Raw genomic sequence first — 17,348 nt, forward strand, 5'->3', positions numbered from 1 at the left:
GCCGGTTTCAGGATCTTTGGCCAGCACCTCGCTGGCCATAACGCACCAGGCCCGCGTCTACTGCAAGATGTATCAGTTCCACGGAGGAACCAACCTGTAATTTGCTTTTCAACAGCGCCAAATGATTGGACACGGTTTTGCTGCTGATACAAAGCTGCTCTGCAATACCCGAAACGTTGTCGCCCCGGGCATACATCAACAGAACCTCCATTTCTCTCTGGGTCATATCTTTCAGACGATAATCAACAGGCCGTTCGCTATTCATTGCCAGTCGTGTAGCAATGGCATGCTCAATGTAGGGCTGACCAGACGCCACTCGCTTGACGGCTTCTGCCAGTTCCTCCGGCGCACAGCTCTTGGATACAAATCCCATACTGCCCACATCCAACGCCTGGCGCACCAGAGGCAGTTCATCGTGCATAGTAAAAAACAGGATAGCGGCCCCCTGCCAGCGCTGGCGAACACGTCGCCCAACCTCAAGCCCGGAGATATCCGGCAGCCCCATATCCAGTAACAACACATCAGGCCGACACGGGCCATATTGGGTGACAGCCTGCTGACCGTTCTCCGCCTCGGTGACCTCGATGCCAGGAATCATAGAGCGAAGCAAATTCGCAATGCCTTGGCGAACCACCTGGTGGTCATCCACAATCATCAGTTTCATAGTAGGCTCCCAAACGCACAGGACGGATGCAGCGGAACGGCTAACTGTATTTTGGTGCCCTCGCCAACCTTGCTCAAAAATCGCACACGCCCCCCCAGACAACGAGCTCGCTCGTGCATCGAGCGCAGTCCCAATCCGGCTTTTTCAGGAAAATTGTCGGTACCTGCGCCATCGTCACGCAGTTCAATATGCAGCTCACCTGCGTTCTGGGTGACCGCAAGCGTGGCGCAGGTTGCGTTCGCATGACGCGATACATTATTCAGGGCTTCCTGCAGAAATCGATACAGGTGCGTTTGTTGCTCTCCGGACATGTCTGCCAAGTGTTCATCCATCGTCAGCTGGCAATTCAGACCGCTCAGGTGCTGCCACTGCTCGGCCAGGTGCTGAATGGCACCTGCCAGGCCCAATTGTTCCATCGCTAACGGATGCAAATCCTGTAGCAGGTGACGAAAGTGCCGCTGAACCGTTTCACAATGCCCAGCCAGGTCCCGGGCTTGCTGCTTCTGGCGCTCGTTCAGTTCCGGGTCATAAACCCAACTTTTTGCCTGGGCGCGAATACCCGTCAGGTACTGGCCAAGATCATCATGCAACACCCGGGCAATGTGCTCCCGTTCCCGGTCTTGCAGCTGCAACAACTCGTTGAGCAGACGGCTAACGGTTTGCTGCTCGTTCTCAAGTGCTAAAACCATATGATTGAAGCGCTGCGCCAGGGTGTCCAGCTCCATAACCCGCTGGCTTGGCAAACGCGACGCCAGACAACCGTCGGCAACGGCAGCCATAGCAGAGGAGAGTTCGGTCAACGGCCGCACTCCCTGCTTTACCATCCAGAACAGCGCCAAAAAACACAACACCATCCCCACCGCGTAGGAAGCCGATATCAGCACAAAGCCCTCCCAGACTTCCTCCACTTCGTCCGCTGGATCTATACGCCAGCCGTTCACCACCTCAAAAGCACGTTCGCCAGTAACGATGCTAGCAAACCAGAAAGGCACTTCATGATTGACAGCTGAACCGGAGCCCTGTGTGGGGCGCATGTGACGAAGGGACTGAACCACATCCGGAGGCAAGGTTTCCGCTGCCCCCAAAGATTGAGCAACGCCGGATACCGCCGCCAGTTCCCGACCAATATCGTACTGAGCCTGCTGCACATACAGTACTGCACCCACGCCATAAATAGCGGTAAACAGGAGCAGCATCAGCAGGGAAATCTTCCGGAAAACCGTCATTTTCAGTGCTCGATAAAGTGCATGGAAAGCCAGCACGTATGCTTGTATCCCATGCTAAACAAGCTGTCCGGGAGCGGAATAGTCCTTTAGTACTGGCAGTTTCCTACTTTCTGAATATTCCCGGGACTTTTTCCCTTCACTAAGCTGGTCACACAATAAAAACCGGAGAGCGCCATGCTTCACTATGTGTTTCGTTTAAGGTTCCGACCATCACTTATGGTCGTCACTTTTCTACTCGCCGCTCTGACCGTACTACCCGCCACTGCGGCAGACCCGCTGAATGTGCGCATCGGCTACCTGCAATGGAAACCAGATACCGGGCCGGTGCTATCCAATGTGTTGCCCGAACCGAAAGATGCCGGCTTACGCGGTGCTGAACTGGCCATCGCCGACAACAGCACTACGGGCAAGTTCATGGGGCACAACTATGAGCTAACTACCCAGGTGACGGATTCGGAACAGGCAGCCATTACTGAATTTGAGGCGCTACAACAGCAGGGCGTTCAGGTGTTCGTGGCCAACGTGCCTGCCAGCACACTGGCTGCCATGATGAACAAAGCAAACGCCGACACTCTGGTTTTTAACGCAGGTGCCGCCGACGACACGCTGCGAACCCGGGAGTGCAACAGCAACCTTCTGCACACCATCCCCAGTTACGCCATGCTCACAGACGCCCTTAACCAGTGGTTACAACTGCGGCGCTGGAGCTCGGTATTTCTGATCACCGGCCCCACCGCAGAAGATCTTGCATGGGCCGACGCCTTTCGCCGTTCAGCCAAGCGTTTCGGAGTGAAAATTATTGAAGATAAGCCCTGGACCTTCGATGCAGACCTGCGTCGCACTGCCGCCAAGGAGTTACCACTTTTCACCCAGGCAAAAGACTATGACGCGGTAGTGGTGGCGGATGTGCGCGGCGACTTTGGCGAATACGTGCCTTTCAATACATGGCTGCCACGCCCCGTGGTTGGCACTCAGGGCATGTCACCGGTGGCCTGGCATCGAGTTGTTGAAAGCTGGGGTGCGGCGCAGTTGCAAAGCCGTTTCCAGGAACTGGCCGGCCGTAATATGAACAGCGCCGATTATGCCGCCTGGACGGCCGTTCGCTCAGTGGGCACCGCGGTTACTCAAACGGGACAAGCTGATGCCAGCAGTATCCGCCAGTTTATCTTCAGTGACCGCTTTCAATTGGCCGCTTTCAAGGGCAGAAAACTGAATTACCGGCAGTGGAATGGCCAGCTACGCCAACCCATTCCCCTGATACATCCGAGAGGTTTGGTGGCAACTGCACCCTTCGAGGGTTTTATTCACCCGCGCACCGAAATGGACACCCTCGGCTTTGATGAGCCGGAAAGTAATTGTCGTATCAACGGCTGACCGCCTGCGCGCTCGCCATTCAGAACAATAAGGAGTTTACCGATGAAATCGCTGCTCAGAAAAACCGTTTTGGCCTCCCTTATCGGGTTGTCCGCACCTGCAATGGCAAGTGTTGCCTACGTGTCCAACGAGAAGGACAACACCTTGTCGGTGATTGATACCGCAACCATGGAGGTCGTCGAAACCATTGAGATTGGTGCCCGGCCGCGGGGCATTCTGCTGTCCAAGGATTACACCAAGCTATACATCTGCGCGAGCGATGACGATACCGTTCAGGTGCTGGACTTGGCCAGCCGCAAAATTATAGACACCCTGCCCTCGGGTGAAGACCCTGAGCAGTTCGCCCTGCATCCGAACAATAAACACCTGTACATTGCCAACGAAGACGATGCGATAGTAACCGTGGTCGACGTCTCCACCAAGGTTGTTCTTGCCCAGATTGATGTCGGTATAGAACCCGAAGGCATGGCCGTGAGCCCGGATGGCAAGTGGGCTGTGAACACCTCGGAAACCACCAGCATGCTGCACTGGATCAACACTGAAACGTTTGAAATCGACAAGAACATTGTGGTGGGCCAGCGCCCGCGACATGTGGAATTCAGCGAAGACAGCAAGATCGCCTGGGCTTCAGCGGAAATTGGCGGCACCGTTCATATCATTGACGTGGACAAACTCGAGCAGATTCACGAAATGTCCTTCAAAGTGCCGGGGGTCAATCAGGACCGGGTGCAACCCGTTGGCATTGAGCTGACGTCTGACGGCAAATATGCATTTGTCGCACTTGGCCCCGCAAACCACGTGGCGGTGGTGGATGCCAAAACCTACGAAGTGCTGGATTATCTGTTGGTTGGCAGCCGGGTGTGGCAGCTGGACCTGAACAAGGATCAAACTCAGCTTTACACCACCAATGGTGTTTCCGGCGATGTGTCAGTGATTGATATAGAGGACATGAAGGTTATTAAATCAATCAAGGTGGGACGCTACCCCTGGGGCGTAGTGATCGACCCTAACTCATGACACTGACCGCCAGGGATATCGGTTTTCGCTACGGTAGCCAACCGGTACTCACAGACATCAATTTTGCTCTCGACAAGGGGCGTTTTCACGCCCTGCTCGGACCTAACGGGGCGGGTAAATCTACCCTGTTTGGTCTGCTGACACGCCTGCTCGCTTTGCAGCAGGGCGACATTCTGCTCGCCGGGCGATCCCTGAAGAAGCACCCCGCCGAGGCCATGCGCCAGATCGGTGTGGTGTTTCAGCAAAACGCACTGGACCTGGATCTGAGCGTACGCCAGAACCTTATGTATCACAGCGCTCTGCACGGACTCTCACGTAAGCAGGCGCGACGGCGCGGGGACCGGGAGCTGGAACGGTTTGATTTAATGGACCGGGCCAACGACGCGGTAAGAACACTTAATGGCGGCCACCGGCGACGGGTAGAAATTGCCCGTGCCCTGCTGCACCAACCCACATTGCTGTTGCTGGACGAGCCCACCGCAGGCCTGGATATCGCCAGCCGAAATGCCCTGAACGAACATGTTCGCCGGCTTTGCCGCGAAGACAAACTCACGGTACTTTGGGCTACCCATCTGATTGAAGAAGTACAAGAGCACGACCGTGTAATGATTTTACACCTTGGCCAGCTGATGGCTGACGACTCCGGCCACGAGCTATGCAGACAGACGGCCACGGACAGTCTCGCGGAAACCTTCAAATCACTTACCGGAGTGAGTTCGTGAAACTCATCGCTTACTGGCATTGTTTCGCCGGTGTTCAGACTCGTGAATGGCTGCGCTTTTGGCAACAACGTACACGGTTTGCCAGTGCGTTAGTGCGGCCACTGCTATGGCTGGTTGTGTTTGCCGCCGGTTTTCGCGCGGTTCTTGGAATATCCATTATCCCGCCCTATCAGACCTATATCACCTACGAAACCTACATTGCACCAGGGCTCTGCGGCATGATCATACTCTTCAACAGCATGCAGGGAGCGCTATCGATGGTTTACGACCGCGAGCTGGGCAGCATGCGGGTTCTCTTGATGAGCCCCCTACCGCGGCCTTTTCTGCTGGTAACAAAGCTGCTGGCTATGGGCTCGGTGTCGGTGGTTCAGGTGTATATCTTCCTGTTTATCGCATTATTGGTGGACGTAAAGCCACCGATGTGGGGCTATCTGGCCGTAATGCCGGCGCTGATTTTAACAAGTTTAATGCTGGGTGCACTGGGGTTGCTGATTGCCACCTGGATAAAGCAGCTGGAAAACTTTGCAGGGGTAATGAACTTTGTCATTTTCCCGATGTTCTTTCTCTCCTCGGCACTGTACCCGCTATGGCGTATGAACGAAGCCAGTCCCTGGCTGTACTGGGTGTGCCAGTTCAATCCCTTTACCCACGCAGTGGAAACTATCCGTTTCTCGCTTTATCTGCAGTGGAGTCCTTTAGCCTGGGGAGTCAGTACAGGCGTTACAGTCATACTCGTTATTTTGGCCACAACCGGCTTCCGGCCACAGAGAACCAAAATTCTGGGCAGTAAACCAGCATGAGCATGCCCAGGCTGGCACCGGCAACAACCCGCCAAAATAGTACTTTAGTGCCAGTTTTTTGGTGCGATGGTCTCGTTCTACTGAACTCCGATATGGCGTGTAATGAGGCCGACACAATAATAACGAGGTTCCGCGGTCTTTACTTGTCGCCGGAAACCTTCAACAGGAGGTTGCCATGCTTGATGAACCCCATGCCGCACATACTCCCGAAACCCGCTATGATGGTCCGGTCACGACCCTTGATGCCGAAAACAAACAGGTAGAAACACTCATGGAGCCCGCATACAAGATACTGATAGCCGATGACCATCCACTGTTCCGCGAAGCGATTATCAGTGTTATCGAATCCGGCTTTGAAGGCAGTGAAATTCTTGAAACGGACGACCTCGATAGTGCGCTGGCAATCGCCAGGGAAAACGATGATCTGGACCTTATTCTGCTGGACCTGAATATGCCTGGCATGCACGGGTTGAACGGGCTGATCACGCTACGAAACGAAGCTCCAACTATTCCGGTCGTGATTGTTTCAGCGGAGGAAGAAAAGCAAGTGGTGCTCCAGGCCATCACTTACGGCGCGATAGGTTTTATTACAAAATCATCGCCGCGTGCACAAATGACGGAAGCCATCCAACAGATCCTGAACGGCAACGTATATCTGCCCTCAGACATCATTCGCACGGGAAAAGAAAGCGCTGGCCGTCGCAGGCGCAACGATGACAACCCAATTTCACCGGAATTGCTCAACTCCCTGACCCGACGCCAGCTGCTGGTGCTGGAACGGATGTCAAAAGGCGAATCGAACAAACAGATTGCCTACAACCTGAACATTGCTGAAACGACGGTGAAAGCCCACGTATCCGCAATACTGCGCAAACTCAGTGTGCATAACAGGGTGCAAGCTATTTTGTCTGCCAGTGATGTAGATTTCAGTCAGTACCTGAAACGCTAAGCTTTTATCAGTGAGGCGCGCGAGGGTGGCCAGAGATCATGTGGTTAAGCGTACTTCTTAGCTTTAATGGCTTAACCGGCTTGTTCATCAGCACATAACCAAGCTCGCGAATGTGCTGCTTGAGTTCGTTGGTGTAATTTGCCGTAATCATTACCACCGGAACCGGATTTTGACGCCGTTTATTAATGCTGGCCACAGCGTCTACACCTGTCTCATCATTGTCCAGATGATAATCTGCAAGTATCAGATCCACGGGGCTGACAACCGGATCTAACTGACGCTCCAGTTCGGCCAGCGACGTGGCAGCTGTCACCCGGCACTCCCAGCCTTCCAGCAATATTCTCATGCCTTCACAGATAGCGTGATCATTGTCGATCACCCATATCCTCGCACCGCCCAAGCCATGATCCGCGGCCACATCAAGTGTCTTTTCGGTGGTTGCCCGTCGCGGCATCAGCTTGCCTAGCGGTACCCTGACACTGAATACCGAGCCCTTGCCTTCAACAGACGAAACGGCGATCTCGTGGCCAAGCATACGTGCAATTTTATCAACGATAGCAAGCCCCAGGCCCAGACCCTTATCAGGACGCGAACCCTCAGGTCGTATCCGTTTAAATTCCTGAAAAATCTCACTGAGTTTGTCCTGTGGAATGCCGGGGCCGGTATCCCATACCTGCAACACAACGTGGCCTGCCTGACGCCGACAGCCCAGCAAAATACGCCCACTGCTGGTATAACGAATGGCATTGGTCAGAAAATTCCGGAGTATGCGCGCCAGTAACTGGGAATCAGACACCACAATTGCTGAAGACGCCACAAAGTCCAGCGAAAGATTCTCTGCAATCGCCATCTGCTGACACTCGCGGGCGATGTTATTCAGCAGGTCGCGGAGGTCAAACGCGGTGACATCCGGCTTTATGACACCGGCATCCAGCTTTGAAATATCTACCAGGGTACCCAGCAAACTCTCTACGTCGTCCAGCGACGTACTGACCGAATGCACCAGCCCCTCCGCTTTAGGGCCAAAAGACTGCTCCAGCAATGCGCTGGTAAACAACCGGGCAGCGTTCAAGGGCTGCAACAGGTCGTGGCTGACCGCTGCCAGAAACTTGGTTTTCGACAAGTTTGCTTTCTCAGCTTCCTGCTTGGCCTCCTGCAACCGGGCCTCCGCCGAGGCGCGCTCACTGATTTCCTGGCGTAGCTGATTGTTCACCTCAGTCAGAGCCGAGGTCCGTTCCTCAATTCTGCACTCGAGGTCGTCGTAGGCCTGCTCCAGAGCGAGCGCAGTTTTGCGCCGTTCCGTAATGTCTCGAATGAGCACGAAAAAGCCGATAACGTCGCCTTGTTCATCGAAATTCGCAACATAGGAACGCATCATGTGGCGGACCTGACCCTGTCCATCCATTTCTTCAAATTCGAAGTTGACGTTGTTACCGGCGAGCGCTTCCAGCATCTGCGGCAATAACCGATGATATAGTTCTTCTGAATGCACATGCTCAAGGCGCTTGCCCAGGGGCGACTCGCCATTCAGGCCATACCAGGCTTCGTATACCTGATTGCAGAACTGAATACTCAAGTCGGCGCCAACGTAGGCAATCAGTGCCGGCACATGATCCGTTACCACGCGAACCCAACGCTCGCTCTCTTCAAGCGCTTTGATTCGGCGAGCCATTTCGCTGTTTTTTACATCTGTGATATCAGAGTAAAGAACCACCAGACCACCTTCACGGGTAGGTCTTTCTGTCATTTGTACCCACCGGTCATTGGAGAGCAGGAGCACCACTCCATCAGAATCTGGCTCACGATGTTCTTCGACAATCAAACCCGACTCGAGCGCCAACTGCCAAACCGTGTCGATATCAGTGCCCGGAGCAGGTATCTCAACACCGGCATAGCGCCAATAACTACGAAAGCGGCTATTGCTCTGAATCAACTGGTGGCAATTATCAAAGAGCACAAAGCCATCGGCGATACTCTCGATAGCATCGCTCAGCCGTTGGCGGGTCGTTTCTTCTTCTTCACGGGCTCGGTTAAGCGCCTTGTTACTGTCGCGAAGTTCCTCCATCGCCTGACTCAAGGCTTCTGTGCGTTCTCTTACCTGTTCGGCCAGGACTACCGAATGCTCAAATGCGGCATAAGGTTCAGGCTTCTGGGCCGCTCCGGACTCCACGCGTACAATCAGTGCGTCACAAATTTTACGCAGGCGCTCGTTATCCGCCTCAAGCGTATCAACACGCTGAAGCAACGAAGTTTCCGACTGCGACTGTTCGTTACGGGGAACCGGCATCAGGCTGGCCAATGACTACCCCCGTGAATGTCTGATTAATATGTATGCCGTCGAACTGCTCGCCATAAGTGTTGAAACCAACCACCTTATGTTCGCGCAGAAAATCCGAGAGCGCCGCCGCTTTACCCGTCAGTTCAGCTTCAAGGCGCCTTAAAAAGCAATCACAGCCAATGGTAACCAGCGGCGAACCTACAACATCTTCGGATATTTCAAGTTGTTGCTGCACTGTTTCGAGCAAGGATCCAGGGGCCATCGCCGTCATTACAATGCCGGTCTCCACCGCGCAGTAAAAGGTCAGGCTCTTATCCGGATTGACACGCTGTATGGACCGCACAAAGTAATGGCCGCCGATCTTTACACCCAGAGGCCGCAATGCGAACACCGTGCTGTCCAGTTCATCAGCCGCAACACCAACAGCACGGGCATAGGCATCAGCCGCCGGTTCTGCATTCAGTTCATAAACTGTTCGACTGTCAGAACAGGCATTAGTGACAACCAGCTTCTCATCGCCTCCCATCATGTGATGGCATGAAAATACACGGAAATCCAATGGGGTGTTCACCAACAGAACAGTTGCCGCCCCAGCGTAGAAACGCCCGTTGTAAAATACATGAGTGTTTGTCAGGCGCTCGTCATCGCCCGCTGACCCACCAAACTGCGGAATACTGCCCAGCGCGGCATTCAATGTTGAAAGCACGAGTTCTTCACGACTGGAAAGACCGTCCAGTAGCGTGATCGCAAAGGTGTTGCCTTTAATGGGTGCCAGTCGTGCATTGCGACAATTGTTTAACAGGCGATCAATCAGGCTTTGAGCGTCATGCAGTGAAAACTGATCCATTTCACGAATCAGAGCACATTCAATCGAAAAGAAACGGCTGTCGAAGCCGATAGCGGTGATACTACCCCGGTCATAGCCCCGGGTGGTTATCTCTCCGGCCGAGGTACAACCCGAAAGACGCACATTCGGAAATGCTTGCTCAAGAGCCGGGCCCAAAGATGCAAGGTCGTACTCTGCAGAACAGAAAAACAGAACACTGCCGAGATAGGAATGATTGAGTTCACTGGCAAGTTTCTTCGCCGCCAGGACCGGATCACGAAGGCAAGTGCTGGCGACCTGGGCGGGAGGCAAGTCCGTTACTGATGACATGGAGAGCACTTCCGCAGAACGAGAACGTTCCGCCCATTGTACAGCCTCGGCGCAACCCGCCAATGCGACTTGAGTGCTCTTTACAGGTGCGCCGAAATGATCGTAAGTCATTGATCAGACTACCCCGGTATCAGTACCCGATGTTACTACATAAGAAAAACCGGCACTTTAGTCCTAGGCCATAAAGTCGGGCGGACGGCTGGATACCCATTAAACCGTCCGCCGCAAGTACCGATCAGAAGGTAACGATTGCGCCGAGCGCAATTGTATCGATGTCAGAACTGGTTACGTCAGTTGTCCGATTCTTCCCTTCAAACATGTTGTACTCTGCTACGAGTTTGAAATGGCTGTTCACATCATGAAAGAAACCAATCGTTGTGCTTTCCGTTTCAAGATTCAGAATCTCGGCGTCGGTCTCACCGTAAGACAAGACCAGACGGTTGGGCCCAAAGGTGTAGGAGCCCTGAACGAGATAACCGTCAGCATCGTCTTCTGTTACTGGACCATTGGAAATCAACACCGGATTGTCACCCTTTGAGGTAAATCCCGACGCGGCCAGAGTCAGCCCCTCCAATGTGGCCTTGATGCCGTAGCCAACACCTGTACTGTCGATTGTAGTGCCGGCATTTTCCGCCGACTGATAGCGGCCGTTGACCCAACCGGTCAACCCCAATCCGTTCACATCGGTGCTGTAGGTTATTTCCGACTCAAACCGCGGAGCTGAGTTCTCATCGTTTGCGCCGGTCACTGTGTCCGCTGGGTCAAGTACACCAACCGCAATATTGAAACCAGACATCTCCGGAGCACGATAGGTTATCTGAGCGGATGGCGTCGGATACGCATAGCCGGCGCCAATGTTGCCGAAAGATACGCCACCGGGCGCGCCCGGCGAACCGAAGCCCATCAGAATTTCATCGAGGAATATATTGGAGCGCGCATAAAGGCCAAAATCTTTACCAATCAACACTTGCCCGAAGCTACCATCAACGGTTGCGTAGAACTGGCGTACATCAATGGAGGTGTCGGTCGGTGAATCCAGACTGTCATTGATCGAGGTCCAGAAAGACGAGCGCCCTCCCAGAGTCAGGTCACCCATTTCTTTGCTGAAATTAAAGCCAATCGTGTTTGGCAGAAAGCCCATCTTGATACGGGAATCCTGCGTGTCAGCCAAATCGTTGTCTCGATTAACATAGAAAGCGTTGAAGTAGCCATCGACTGAAAATGTTGTGCCATCTTCGTTATACAGCTCTACCGCGGCGTTTGCCCCAGTACTGGCACCCATTGCAGCTGCCATTGCCACTACCAGTCCAGATCTTCTGATTTTGTTATTCATATTTCCCCCGGAACATTAAAGACATTATGGGTATGGCCCCTGTTGCAGGTGCCACAAGCGTGATCTTTCGCTTGAATTCCATAATCGGCTAATACAGAAACCCGAGATATCGGCCGAGGGAGTCGGTTTTATGGTTACTTGGAAGGTATTGGAAACAGCACTTTGGGATTAAGACGTAAAATAAGGCCAACCATAAAGTAGCAGGTGACCGGTTCGGAGGTCGCATTGAGTCCGCATACAAACCCCATAGCATGAGAGCTCCTACAAAAAAAATATCAGGGGTAATCCATGGCCGGGCGCGCAATGCTCGTTTTTATCTGCATCTTTATGTTTCTCCCAGGCGCCCGGGCGGAACTTTCCGAGCAGAAGACAGCCCTCATTCAACAACTCTTTCCATCAGCAACGGTTATTGAGGACAAACTCTCCGATTTTCCTGTCTATCCGGTGTACCAGCTCCAGGAGCTGTTGGGTTATGCGTACGAATCAGTGGATCTTAGCCCGCTTCAGGGTTTTGCCGGCAAGCCCATCAGTATGTTGATAGGGCTGGACACACACGGCCGATTTACCGGGGTAAAAGTGCTGCACCATCACGAGCCGGTATTTCTGCACGGGTTGGGTGAGGCGCCACTTTTTGAGTTCGTTGATCAGTATGAGGGCAGATCACTGCGCAAACAGATCATCATCAACACCTCTAATACAGGAAGCTCCGGGCGATCGGCTGACAATGGTGACACCGTGTATTTTGACGGCGTCAGCAAAGCCACGGTTTCGGTTTTGATCATTAACGACACCGTACTTTCGTCGGCTTTGCAGGTAGCGCGCAGAAAACTTGAAGGCTTCGCACAGGCCGCACCAACAAAAGCAAAGACCGATTTTTTTCAGCCTCTGACATGGCAACAATTGCTCGAACGCGGCTACATAGGGCAATGGGAACTGAGCCATGAGGAAATTGAATCTGAGCTGGGAAGACCCTTGGCAGACTATCCCCGGGATTTTGGTGATACCAGTGATGGGCCTTTCACTCAACTCTTCTTTGGCTATATTAACTCTCCCATGGTGGGTCGGAACCTGTTGGGAGACGATGCTTATAACACGCTGAAAGAGAGACTGGACCCGGATGTCCAGGTAATGATCGTTATGTCCAGGGGGGACTACCCCCACGTATCCGAGAATTTCACCCCCGGCAGCAATCCTCAGCGCCTGAGCCTCAAACAGAACGGGTTGGCCGTAGAAATGCGTGATTTAAACATATCCGCCGAGGACCTGAACTTACAGGCGACCAATATGCCGGACCTGGTCGCACATAACTTCTTTCGCGTTGGTGGGAGCGCTGGCTTTAGCCCCGGCACAGAGGCCACGATGGATATCAACATCGAACTTTCCCGCAACCATTTGGTAAAAGACCGGGTCGTAATGGAAGTGCCTGTCCGCTTCAATGAGGACCTCTTTGAAACGGTAGATGTGTCGTCATTAGAGATGAATGAGCGCGAGCCCGTCTGGGTGGGCCTTTGGAAACAGCGCTGGTGGCAGATCGCTATTGTTTTAACCGCGCTTACTGTGTTGACGGTATTCTTTGCACGCCAGAAGACATTCAGCCAATACCCGAAACTGGTTCACCGATTCCGTTGGGGCTTTCTGTTTTTCACTCTGTTTTTTATCGGATTTTTTGCTCAGGGACAGCTGTCGGTAGTCAATATTTACACGCTTCTCATCGCAATATGGGATGGCTTCTCACTGAATGTCTTTATGCTTGACCCCATTATTTTTATTTTATGGATATACACGTTTATCAGCCTATTCGTGTGGGGTCGCGGCCTGTTTTGTGGCTGGCTGTGCCCTTTTGGTGCTTTGCAGGAAATGGCAGCCTGGCTGGGTGAAAAGCTTGGCCTGCGCCAGATTAAAGTGCCGGAACACTGGCATCGCCGCCTGATTCTTATTAAATACCCCATTCTGATCGGTCTGGTGGGCACGGCTTTCTATTCCCTGACACTGGCGGAAAAGCTGGTCGAGGTGGAGCCCTTCAAAACCAGCATCACTCTGTTTTTCGTGCGCCATTGGCCATTCGTTGTTTATGCAGTCGGCCTACTGGTAATCGGAATGTTCATTCACAAATTCTATTGCCGCTACCTGTGTCCGCTGGGTGCCGGATTAGCAATTATCGGCCGGCTGAGACTCTTCAGTTGGCTGGATCGAGTGGACTTGTGCGGCAGCCCTTGCCAGCACTGCAAGAATGCTTGCGGCATTAATGCCATCCGTAAAGACGGTGAAATTGACTACGACGAATGCATCCAGTGCCTGGAGTGCGTGGTCATACTGAACGACGAAACTCAATGCGTTGACAAGCGCCTACAGAATAAAAAACGGCAGCGACAGGCAAACATATTGGCCACAGATGCCAGTCTGCCCTGACAGGCACTCGTGCATCCGCATGGCCGCAGGGAGCGGATAGTCCTCCGCTCGGCGCTAGCCAGCTTTCTGCCTCTTTGAATACTTCAAGCTTTTCTATGACTCAAAACGCAAAAAAGGCAGACCAGTAAGTTACTGATCTGCCTTTCTTTTATATGGTAGCGGGGGCAGGATTCGAACCTACGACCTTCGGGTTATGAGCCCGACGAGCTACCAGACTGCTCCACCCCGCATCAAACTGGTTGGTAACCTCTCGATCACCGAGGTGCGCATAGTACGGAGCCCGACCCCATCTGTCAAAGACTATTCCGAGTTTCCAGTAACTTATCGCTCCAGAATTGCCGTTATGCCCTGGCCACCCGCGGCGCAGATAGAAATCAGACCGCGCCCACTGCCCTTCTCCTCCAAGAGCTTCGCCAGGGTGGCCACAATGCGCCCGCCGGTCGCCGCGAAAGGGTGGCCGGTGGCAAGGCTACTGCCTTTCACGTTCAGCTTGTTGCGATCAATGCTTCCAAGCGGTTTGCTCAGGCCCAGCTTGTCTTTGCAAAAAGCTGGGTCTTCCCAGGCCTTGAGCGTTGACAGAACCTGTGCTGCAAACGCTTCGTGGATTTCGTAAAAATCGAAATCCTGCAGCGTAAGACCAGCTTTTTCCAGAAGACGCGGCACCGCATAGGTCGGAGCCATCAGAAGACCTTCTTTTTTATCAACAAAATCAACTGCCGCCACCTCCGAGTATGTTAGCCAGGCTTTTACTTCAAGGTTATGGGCTTTCGCCCAGTCTTCACTGGCCAGGAGCACGCAAGAGGCGCCATCCGTTAGAGCGGTACTGTTCGCCGCTGTCATAGTGCCCTTCTCGCGATCGAACACTGGCTTCAGGGTTGCGAGTTTCTCAAGCGTGGTGTCAGGCCGCAGAATATTGTCCTTCTCAAGCCCGGCAAGCGGTGTTATCAAATCATCAAAGAAACCTTCTTCGTAGGCCTTTGCCAGTTTCCTGTGGCTTTCCCAAGCCAGCAGGTCTTGCTCATCCCGGGGTATAGACCATTCATGGGCCGTCACCTGGGCATGCTCACCCATGGACATGCCTGTTCGGGGCTCTCCGTTCTGCGGTAGATTTGGTTTAAGGTGGCTGGGGCGAAAGCGGGTAAGAATCTTCAACCGGTCACCGGTTGTCTTGGCCCGATTCAGATCAAGCAGGATCTCCCGTAACCCTTCACTCACGCCGATTGGCGCGTCAGATGTAGTGTCTGTACCACCTGCAATGCCGCACTCAATTTGCCCAAGAGCAATCTTGTTGCCAACCAGAATCGCCGCTTCCAGCCCTGTAGCGCATGCTTGTTGAACATCGTACGCCGGCGTCTCGGGCGCCAGACCGCTACTCAGTGCTGCCTCACGGGTCAGGTTAAAATCGCTGGAGTGTTTGATCACAGCGCCAGCAACCACTTCACCCAGGCGCTTCCCCTGAAGGCCGAAGCGATCAACAAGCCCGCGCAAAGCGGAAGTCAGCAATTCCTGATTGCTTACTTTGCTGTAAACCGTATTGGAGCGGGCAAAAGGAACCCGGTTGCCACCAATAACAGCAACGCGACGAACGCCACCGACACCCTTCGCATCCGGTTTTGGAGCCGCGGGTTTACTCTGGTTGGTCTTCTGAGCCTGTGCCATGATGATATCCTTTCTTTACAAGTTCCAGGGTTCAAGGTGCAAGGGTATGAAGGCGAAGCTTCATACCCTCAAACTAGAGCGAGCAAACTATGAAAGCAGTCTAGCGCCAACAACTATCATCTCATTGGCATGCCTGACAAGACCTCAAAGGCCTTGAGTCAATCACTTAGCTGGCGGATTCTTTACTCTGTTAATCAACATGCTCCACACATCATAGCAACGCAAGGACGAAGCCATGTCTGACATCTACTTTAAACTTGTTAACACTCCGGTTGGTAAAACCGCCGCACAGTCCCTTGGCCTGCCCTCACCGGTGCCGCTGAACCGGCTCAAACGGGCGGATCAGCCTTTTATTGAAGGGAATGTGCTGGTTGGTGCCGGCATTGGCGGCAGAGCCATTGCAACGATTGGCGGCGTTCTCGGCGCCAGTGCCGCGACTCTTTATCATGCAAGCGGTAAAGCATCCCTGGAAGACTCATCGAAAGCCGGTAATAAAGCTCAGGCGCTTGAGCTGGGCTCAGATATTGAAACAAAGTTTTCAGCACTGGTATTCGACGCCTCCGGCCTCAAGGGTCCTGAAGACCTTCGCGCTCTGTACGACTTTTTTCATCCCACCATCAAAAAGCTCGGAGCCAACGCTCGTGTTGTAATCGTAGGCCAGGATCCGGCAACCTGCAGAAAAGCACCTCAGGCTGCCGCACAACAGGCGCTGGAAGGGTTTACTCGCAGTATTGGTAAAGAAATTGGCAAAAAAGGCGCAACCGCTAATCTTCTGTGGATGGCGCCAAACGCCGAAAAGCAGCTGGAATCCAGCCTCCGCTTCTTCCTTTCTGCACGATCTGCATATGTTTCAGGCCAGGTTGTACGAGTTGGCAAAAGCGCCAGCGCGCCGACGATCAACCCGGTCGCTCCGCTCACTGGAAAGGTTGCACTGGTCACAGGTGCCTCACGGGGTATTGGCGCTTCAATTGCAGAAACTCTGGCACGGGATGGTGCCACGGTAGTCGGTCTTGATATCGAGCCTGCAATGGCAGACCTCGAAAACGTGATGCGCGCGATCAAAGGTAAAGCCCTCTCCTGCGACATTACTGCTCAGGAAGCGCCTGTCAAAATCGCCGATTTTGTTGAAAAGCATTTTGGCGGTGTGGATCTGGTCATCCACAACGCAGGTATTACCCGCGACAAAACTCTGGGCAACATGCCTGAGCATTTCTGGGATATAACCATCGCCGTGAACCTCACTGCAGAGGAACACATCAATGATGAACTTATGAGCAGGGAACTGCTGCGCGAGGATGGCCGTATTGTCTGTATATCCTCCATCAGCGGTATCGCCGGGAACTTCGGGCAGACCAATTACTCTGCCGCAAAATCCGGTGTAATCGGCTATGTGGAAGCTATGGCCAAACAGGTTAAGAACGGCATTACTATTAACGCCGTAGCGCCGGGCTTTATTGAAACCCAGATGACAGCAGCCATGCCCCTGACATTGCGCGAAGTCGGGCGACGCATGAACAGTCTTTCGCAGGGCGGCCAGCCGGTAGACGTTGCAGAAACCATTGCCTGGTATTGCAGCCCGGCTTCTGGTGGCGTAAACGGGAACGTTGTACGGGTGTGCGGTCAGTCACTGATCGGCAGGTAATAAAAAAGGGCAAGTCCAATGGACTTGCCCTTTTTCGGAATCTGGTGGGTGGTACTGGGATCGAACCAGTGACCCTCGCCTTGTAAGGGCGATGCTCTCCCAGCTGAGCTAACCACCCA

General features: G+C 53.4%; 13 protein-coding genes and 2 tRNA genes. 7 read left to right on the forward strand and 8 right to left on the reverse strand.

Annotated features, from left to right (window positions below; genetic code table 11):
* Nucleotides 1-7 precede the first annotated feature (7 nt).
* Complete coding sequence (locus Q4606_RS17240; RefSeq protein ID WP_303608244.1) at nt 8-664, reverse strand: response regulator transcription factor; 657 nt, start codon at nt 662-664, stop codon at nt 8-10.
* Entirely contained in the window at nt 661-1,890 is a 1,230-nt protein-coding gene (locus Q4606_RS17245; protein WP_303608245.1) for an ATP-binding protein, read from the reverse strand. The genes Q4606_RS17240 and Q4606_RS17245 overlap by 4 nt, the downstream gene beginning before the upstream one ends.
* Nucleotides 1,891-2,106: 216 nt before the next feature.
* Between Q4606_RS17245 and Q4606_RS17250 the strand changes: the two genes are divergently transcribed.
* The 5 genes from Q4606_RS17250 to Q4606_RS17270 all read left to right on the forward strand — a co-directional run bounded on the left by Q4606_RS17250 (nt 2,107) and on the right by Q4606_RS17270 (nt 6,752).
* The gene (locus Q4606_RS17250) at nt 2,107-3,264 is read left to right on the forward strand and encodes an ABC transporter substrate-binding protein (protein WP_303608252.1); all 1,158 of its coding nucleotides are present in this window, start codon (nt 2,107-2,109) and stop codon (nt 3,262-3,264) included.
* A 42-nt stretch (nt 3,265-3,306) separates the two neighbouring features.
* Nucleotides 3,307-4,281 (forward strand): YVTN family beta-propeller repeat protein, encoded by a 975-nt coding sequence (locus Q4606_RS17255; RefSeq protein WP_303597258.1) that lies wholly within the window; start codon nt 3,307-3,309, stop codon nt 4,279-4,281.
* Nucleotides 4,278-5,003 (forward strand): ATP-binding cassette domain-containing protein, encoded by a 726-nt coding sequence (locus Q4606_RS17260; protein WP_303608246.1) that lies wholly within the window; start codon nt 4,278-4,280, stop codon nt 5,001-5,003. The genes Q4606_RS17255 and Q4606_RS17260 overlap by 4 nt, the downstream gene beginning before the upstream one ends.
* Nucleotides 5,000-5,803 carry an ABC transporter permease gene (locus Q4606_RS17265; RefSeq protein ID WP_303608247.1) on the forward strand — a complete coding sequence of 268 codons (804 nt, stop codon included), beginning with the start codon at nt 5,000-5,002 and terminating at the stop codon, nt 5,801-5,803. Before Q4606_RS17260 ends, Q4606_RS17265 begins: the two co-directional genes overlap by 4 nt.
* Nucleotides 5,804-6,074: 271 nt before the next feature.
* Nucleotides 6,075-6,752, forward strand: a complete 678-nt coding sequence (locus tag Q4606_RS17270) for a response regulator transcription factor (protein WP_303597419.1) — start codon at nt 6,075-6,077, stop codon at nt 6,750-6,752.
* A 7-nt stretch (nt 6,753-6,759) separates the two neighbouring features.
* Here the strand turns inward: Q4606_RS17270 and Q4606_RS17275 are convergent, their stop codons facing one another.
* The 3 genes from Q4606_RS17275 to Q4606_RS17285 all read right to left on the reverse strand — a co-directional run bounded on the left by Q4606_RS17275 (nt 6,760) and on the right by Q4606_RS17285 (nt 11,519).
* Entirely contained in the window at nt 6,760-9,039 is a 2,280-nt protein-coding gene (locus Q4606_RS17275; RefSeq protein WP_303608253.1) for a hybrid sensor histidine kinase/response regulator, read from the reverse strand.
* Nucleotides 9,023-10,297 (reverse strand): nitric oxide-sensing protein NosP, encoded by a 1,275-nt coding sequence (nosP, locus tag Q4606_RS17280; RefSeq protein WP_303597261.1) that lies wholly within the window; start codon nt 10,295-10,297, stop codon nt 9,023-9,025. Before nosP ends, Q4606_RS17275 begins: the two co-directional genes overlap by 17 nt.
* A 124-nt stretch (nt 10,298-10,421) precedes the next feature.
* Nucleotides 10,422-11,519, reverse strand: coding sequence for a porin (locus Q4606_RS17285; RefSeq protein WP_303597262.1), 1,098 nt, complete (start codon nt 11,517-11,519; stop codon nt 10,422-10,424).
* Nucleotides 11,520-11,807: 288 nt separating this feature from the next.
* Between Q4606_RS17285 and Q4606_RS17290 the strand changes: the two genes are divergently transcribed.
* Nucleotides 11,808-13,928, forward strand: a complete 2,121-nt coding sequence (locus tag Q4606_RS17290; protein ID WP_303608248.1) for a NosR/NirI family protein — start codon at nt 11,808-11,810, stop codon at nt 13,926-13,928.
* Nucleotides 13,929-14,081: 153 nt separating this feature from the next.
* Here the strand turns inward: Q4606_RS17290 and Q4606_RS17295 are convergent.
* Both Q4606_RS17295 and Q4606_RS17300 read right to left on the reverse strand, forming a co-directional pair.
* Nucleotides 14,082-14,158, reverse strand: a tRNA-Met gene (locus Q4606_RS17295).
* 91 nt (nt 14,159-14,249) lie between these two features.
* On the reverse strand, nt 14,250-15,587 hold the full coding sequence (locus Q4606_RS17300) for an acetyl-CoA C-acetyltransferase (protein WP_303608249.1): 1,338 nt from the start codon (nt 15,585-15,587) through the stop codon (nt 14,250-14,252).
* 235 nt (nt 15,588-15,822) lie between these two features.
* On the opposite strand from Q4606_RS17300, the gene Q4606_RS17305 reads away from it, so the two are divergent.
* Nucleotides 15,823-17,229 (forward strand): 3-oxoacyl-ACP reductase, encoded by a 1,407-nt coding sequence (locus Q4606_RS17305; protein ID WP_303608250.1) that lies wholly within the window; start codon nt 15,823-15,825, stop codon nt 17,227-17,229.
* 42 nt (nt 17,230-17,271) lie between these two features.
* On the opposite strand, the gene Q4606_RS17310 is transcribed toward Q4606_RS17305, so the two are convergent.
* Nucleotides 17,272-17,347: transfer RNA gene (locus Q4606_RS17310), tRNA-Val, on the reverse strand.
* Nucleotide 17,348 lies beyond the last annotated feature (1 nt).

Source organism: Marinobacter sp. 1_MG-2023 (assembly GCF_030549045.1).
Lineage (GTDB): Bacteria > Pseudomonadota > Gammaproteobacteria > Pseudomonadales > Oleiphilaceae > Marinobacter.

Excerpts from the sequence above, each read along its gene's own strand:
- Q4606_RS17285 (WP_303597262.1), bottom strand. The coding sequence starts at position 11,519 with ATGAATAACAAAATCAGAAGATCTGGACTGGTAGTGGCAATGGCAGCT.
- Q4606_RS17255 (WP_303597258.1), top strand. The coding sequence starts at position 3,307 with ATGAAATCGCTGCTCAGAAAAACCGTTTTGGCCTCCCTTATCGGGTTG.
- nosP (WP_303597261.1), bottom strand. The coding sequence starts at position 10,297 with ATGACTTACGATCATTTCGGCGCACCTGTAAAGAGCACTCAAGTCGCA.
- Q4606_RS17305 (WP_303608250.1), top strand. The coding sequence starts at position 15,823 with ATGTCTGACATCTACTTTAAACTTGTTAACACTCCGGTTGGTAAAACC.
- Q4606_RS17260 (WP_303608246.1), top strand. The coding sequence starts at position 4,278 with ATGACACTGACCGCCAGGGATATCGGTTTTCGCTACGGTAGCCAACCG.
- Q4606_RS17275 (WP_303608253.1), bottom strand. The coding sequence starts at position 9,039 with ATGCCGGTTCCCCGTAACGAACAGTCGCAGTCGGAAACTTCGTTGCTT.
- Q4606_RS17250 (WP_303608252.1), top strand. The coding sequence starts at position 2,107 with ATGGTCGTCACTTTTCTACTCGCCGCTCTGACCGTACTACCCGCCACT.
- Q4606_RS17290 (WP_303608248.1), top strand. The coding sequence starts at position 11,808 with ATGGCCGGGCGCGCAATGCTCGTTTTTATCTGCATCTTTATGTTTCTC.
- Q4606_RS17240 (WP_303608244.1), bottom strand. The coding sequence starts at position 664 with ATGAAACTGATGATTGTGGATGACCACCAGGTGGTTCGCCAAGGCATT.
- Q4606_RS17270 (WP_303597419.1), top strand. The coding sequence starts at position 6,075 with ATGGAGCCCGCATACAAGATACTGATAGCCGATGACCATCCACTGTTC.
- Q4606_RS17245 (WP_303608245.1), bottom strand. The coding sequence starts at position 1,890 with ATGACGGTTTTCCGGAAGATTTCCCTGCTGATGCTGCTCCTGTTTACC.
- Q4606_RS17300 (WP_303608249.1), bottom strand. The coding sequence starts at position 15,587 with ATGGCACAGGCTCAGAAGACCAACCAGAGTAAACCCGCGGCTCCAAAA.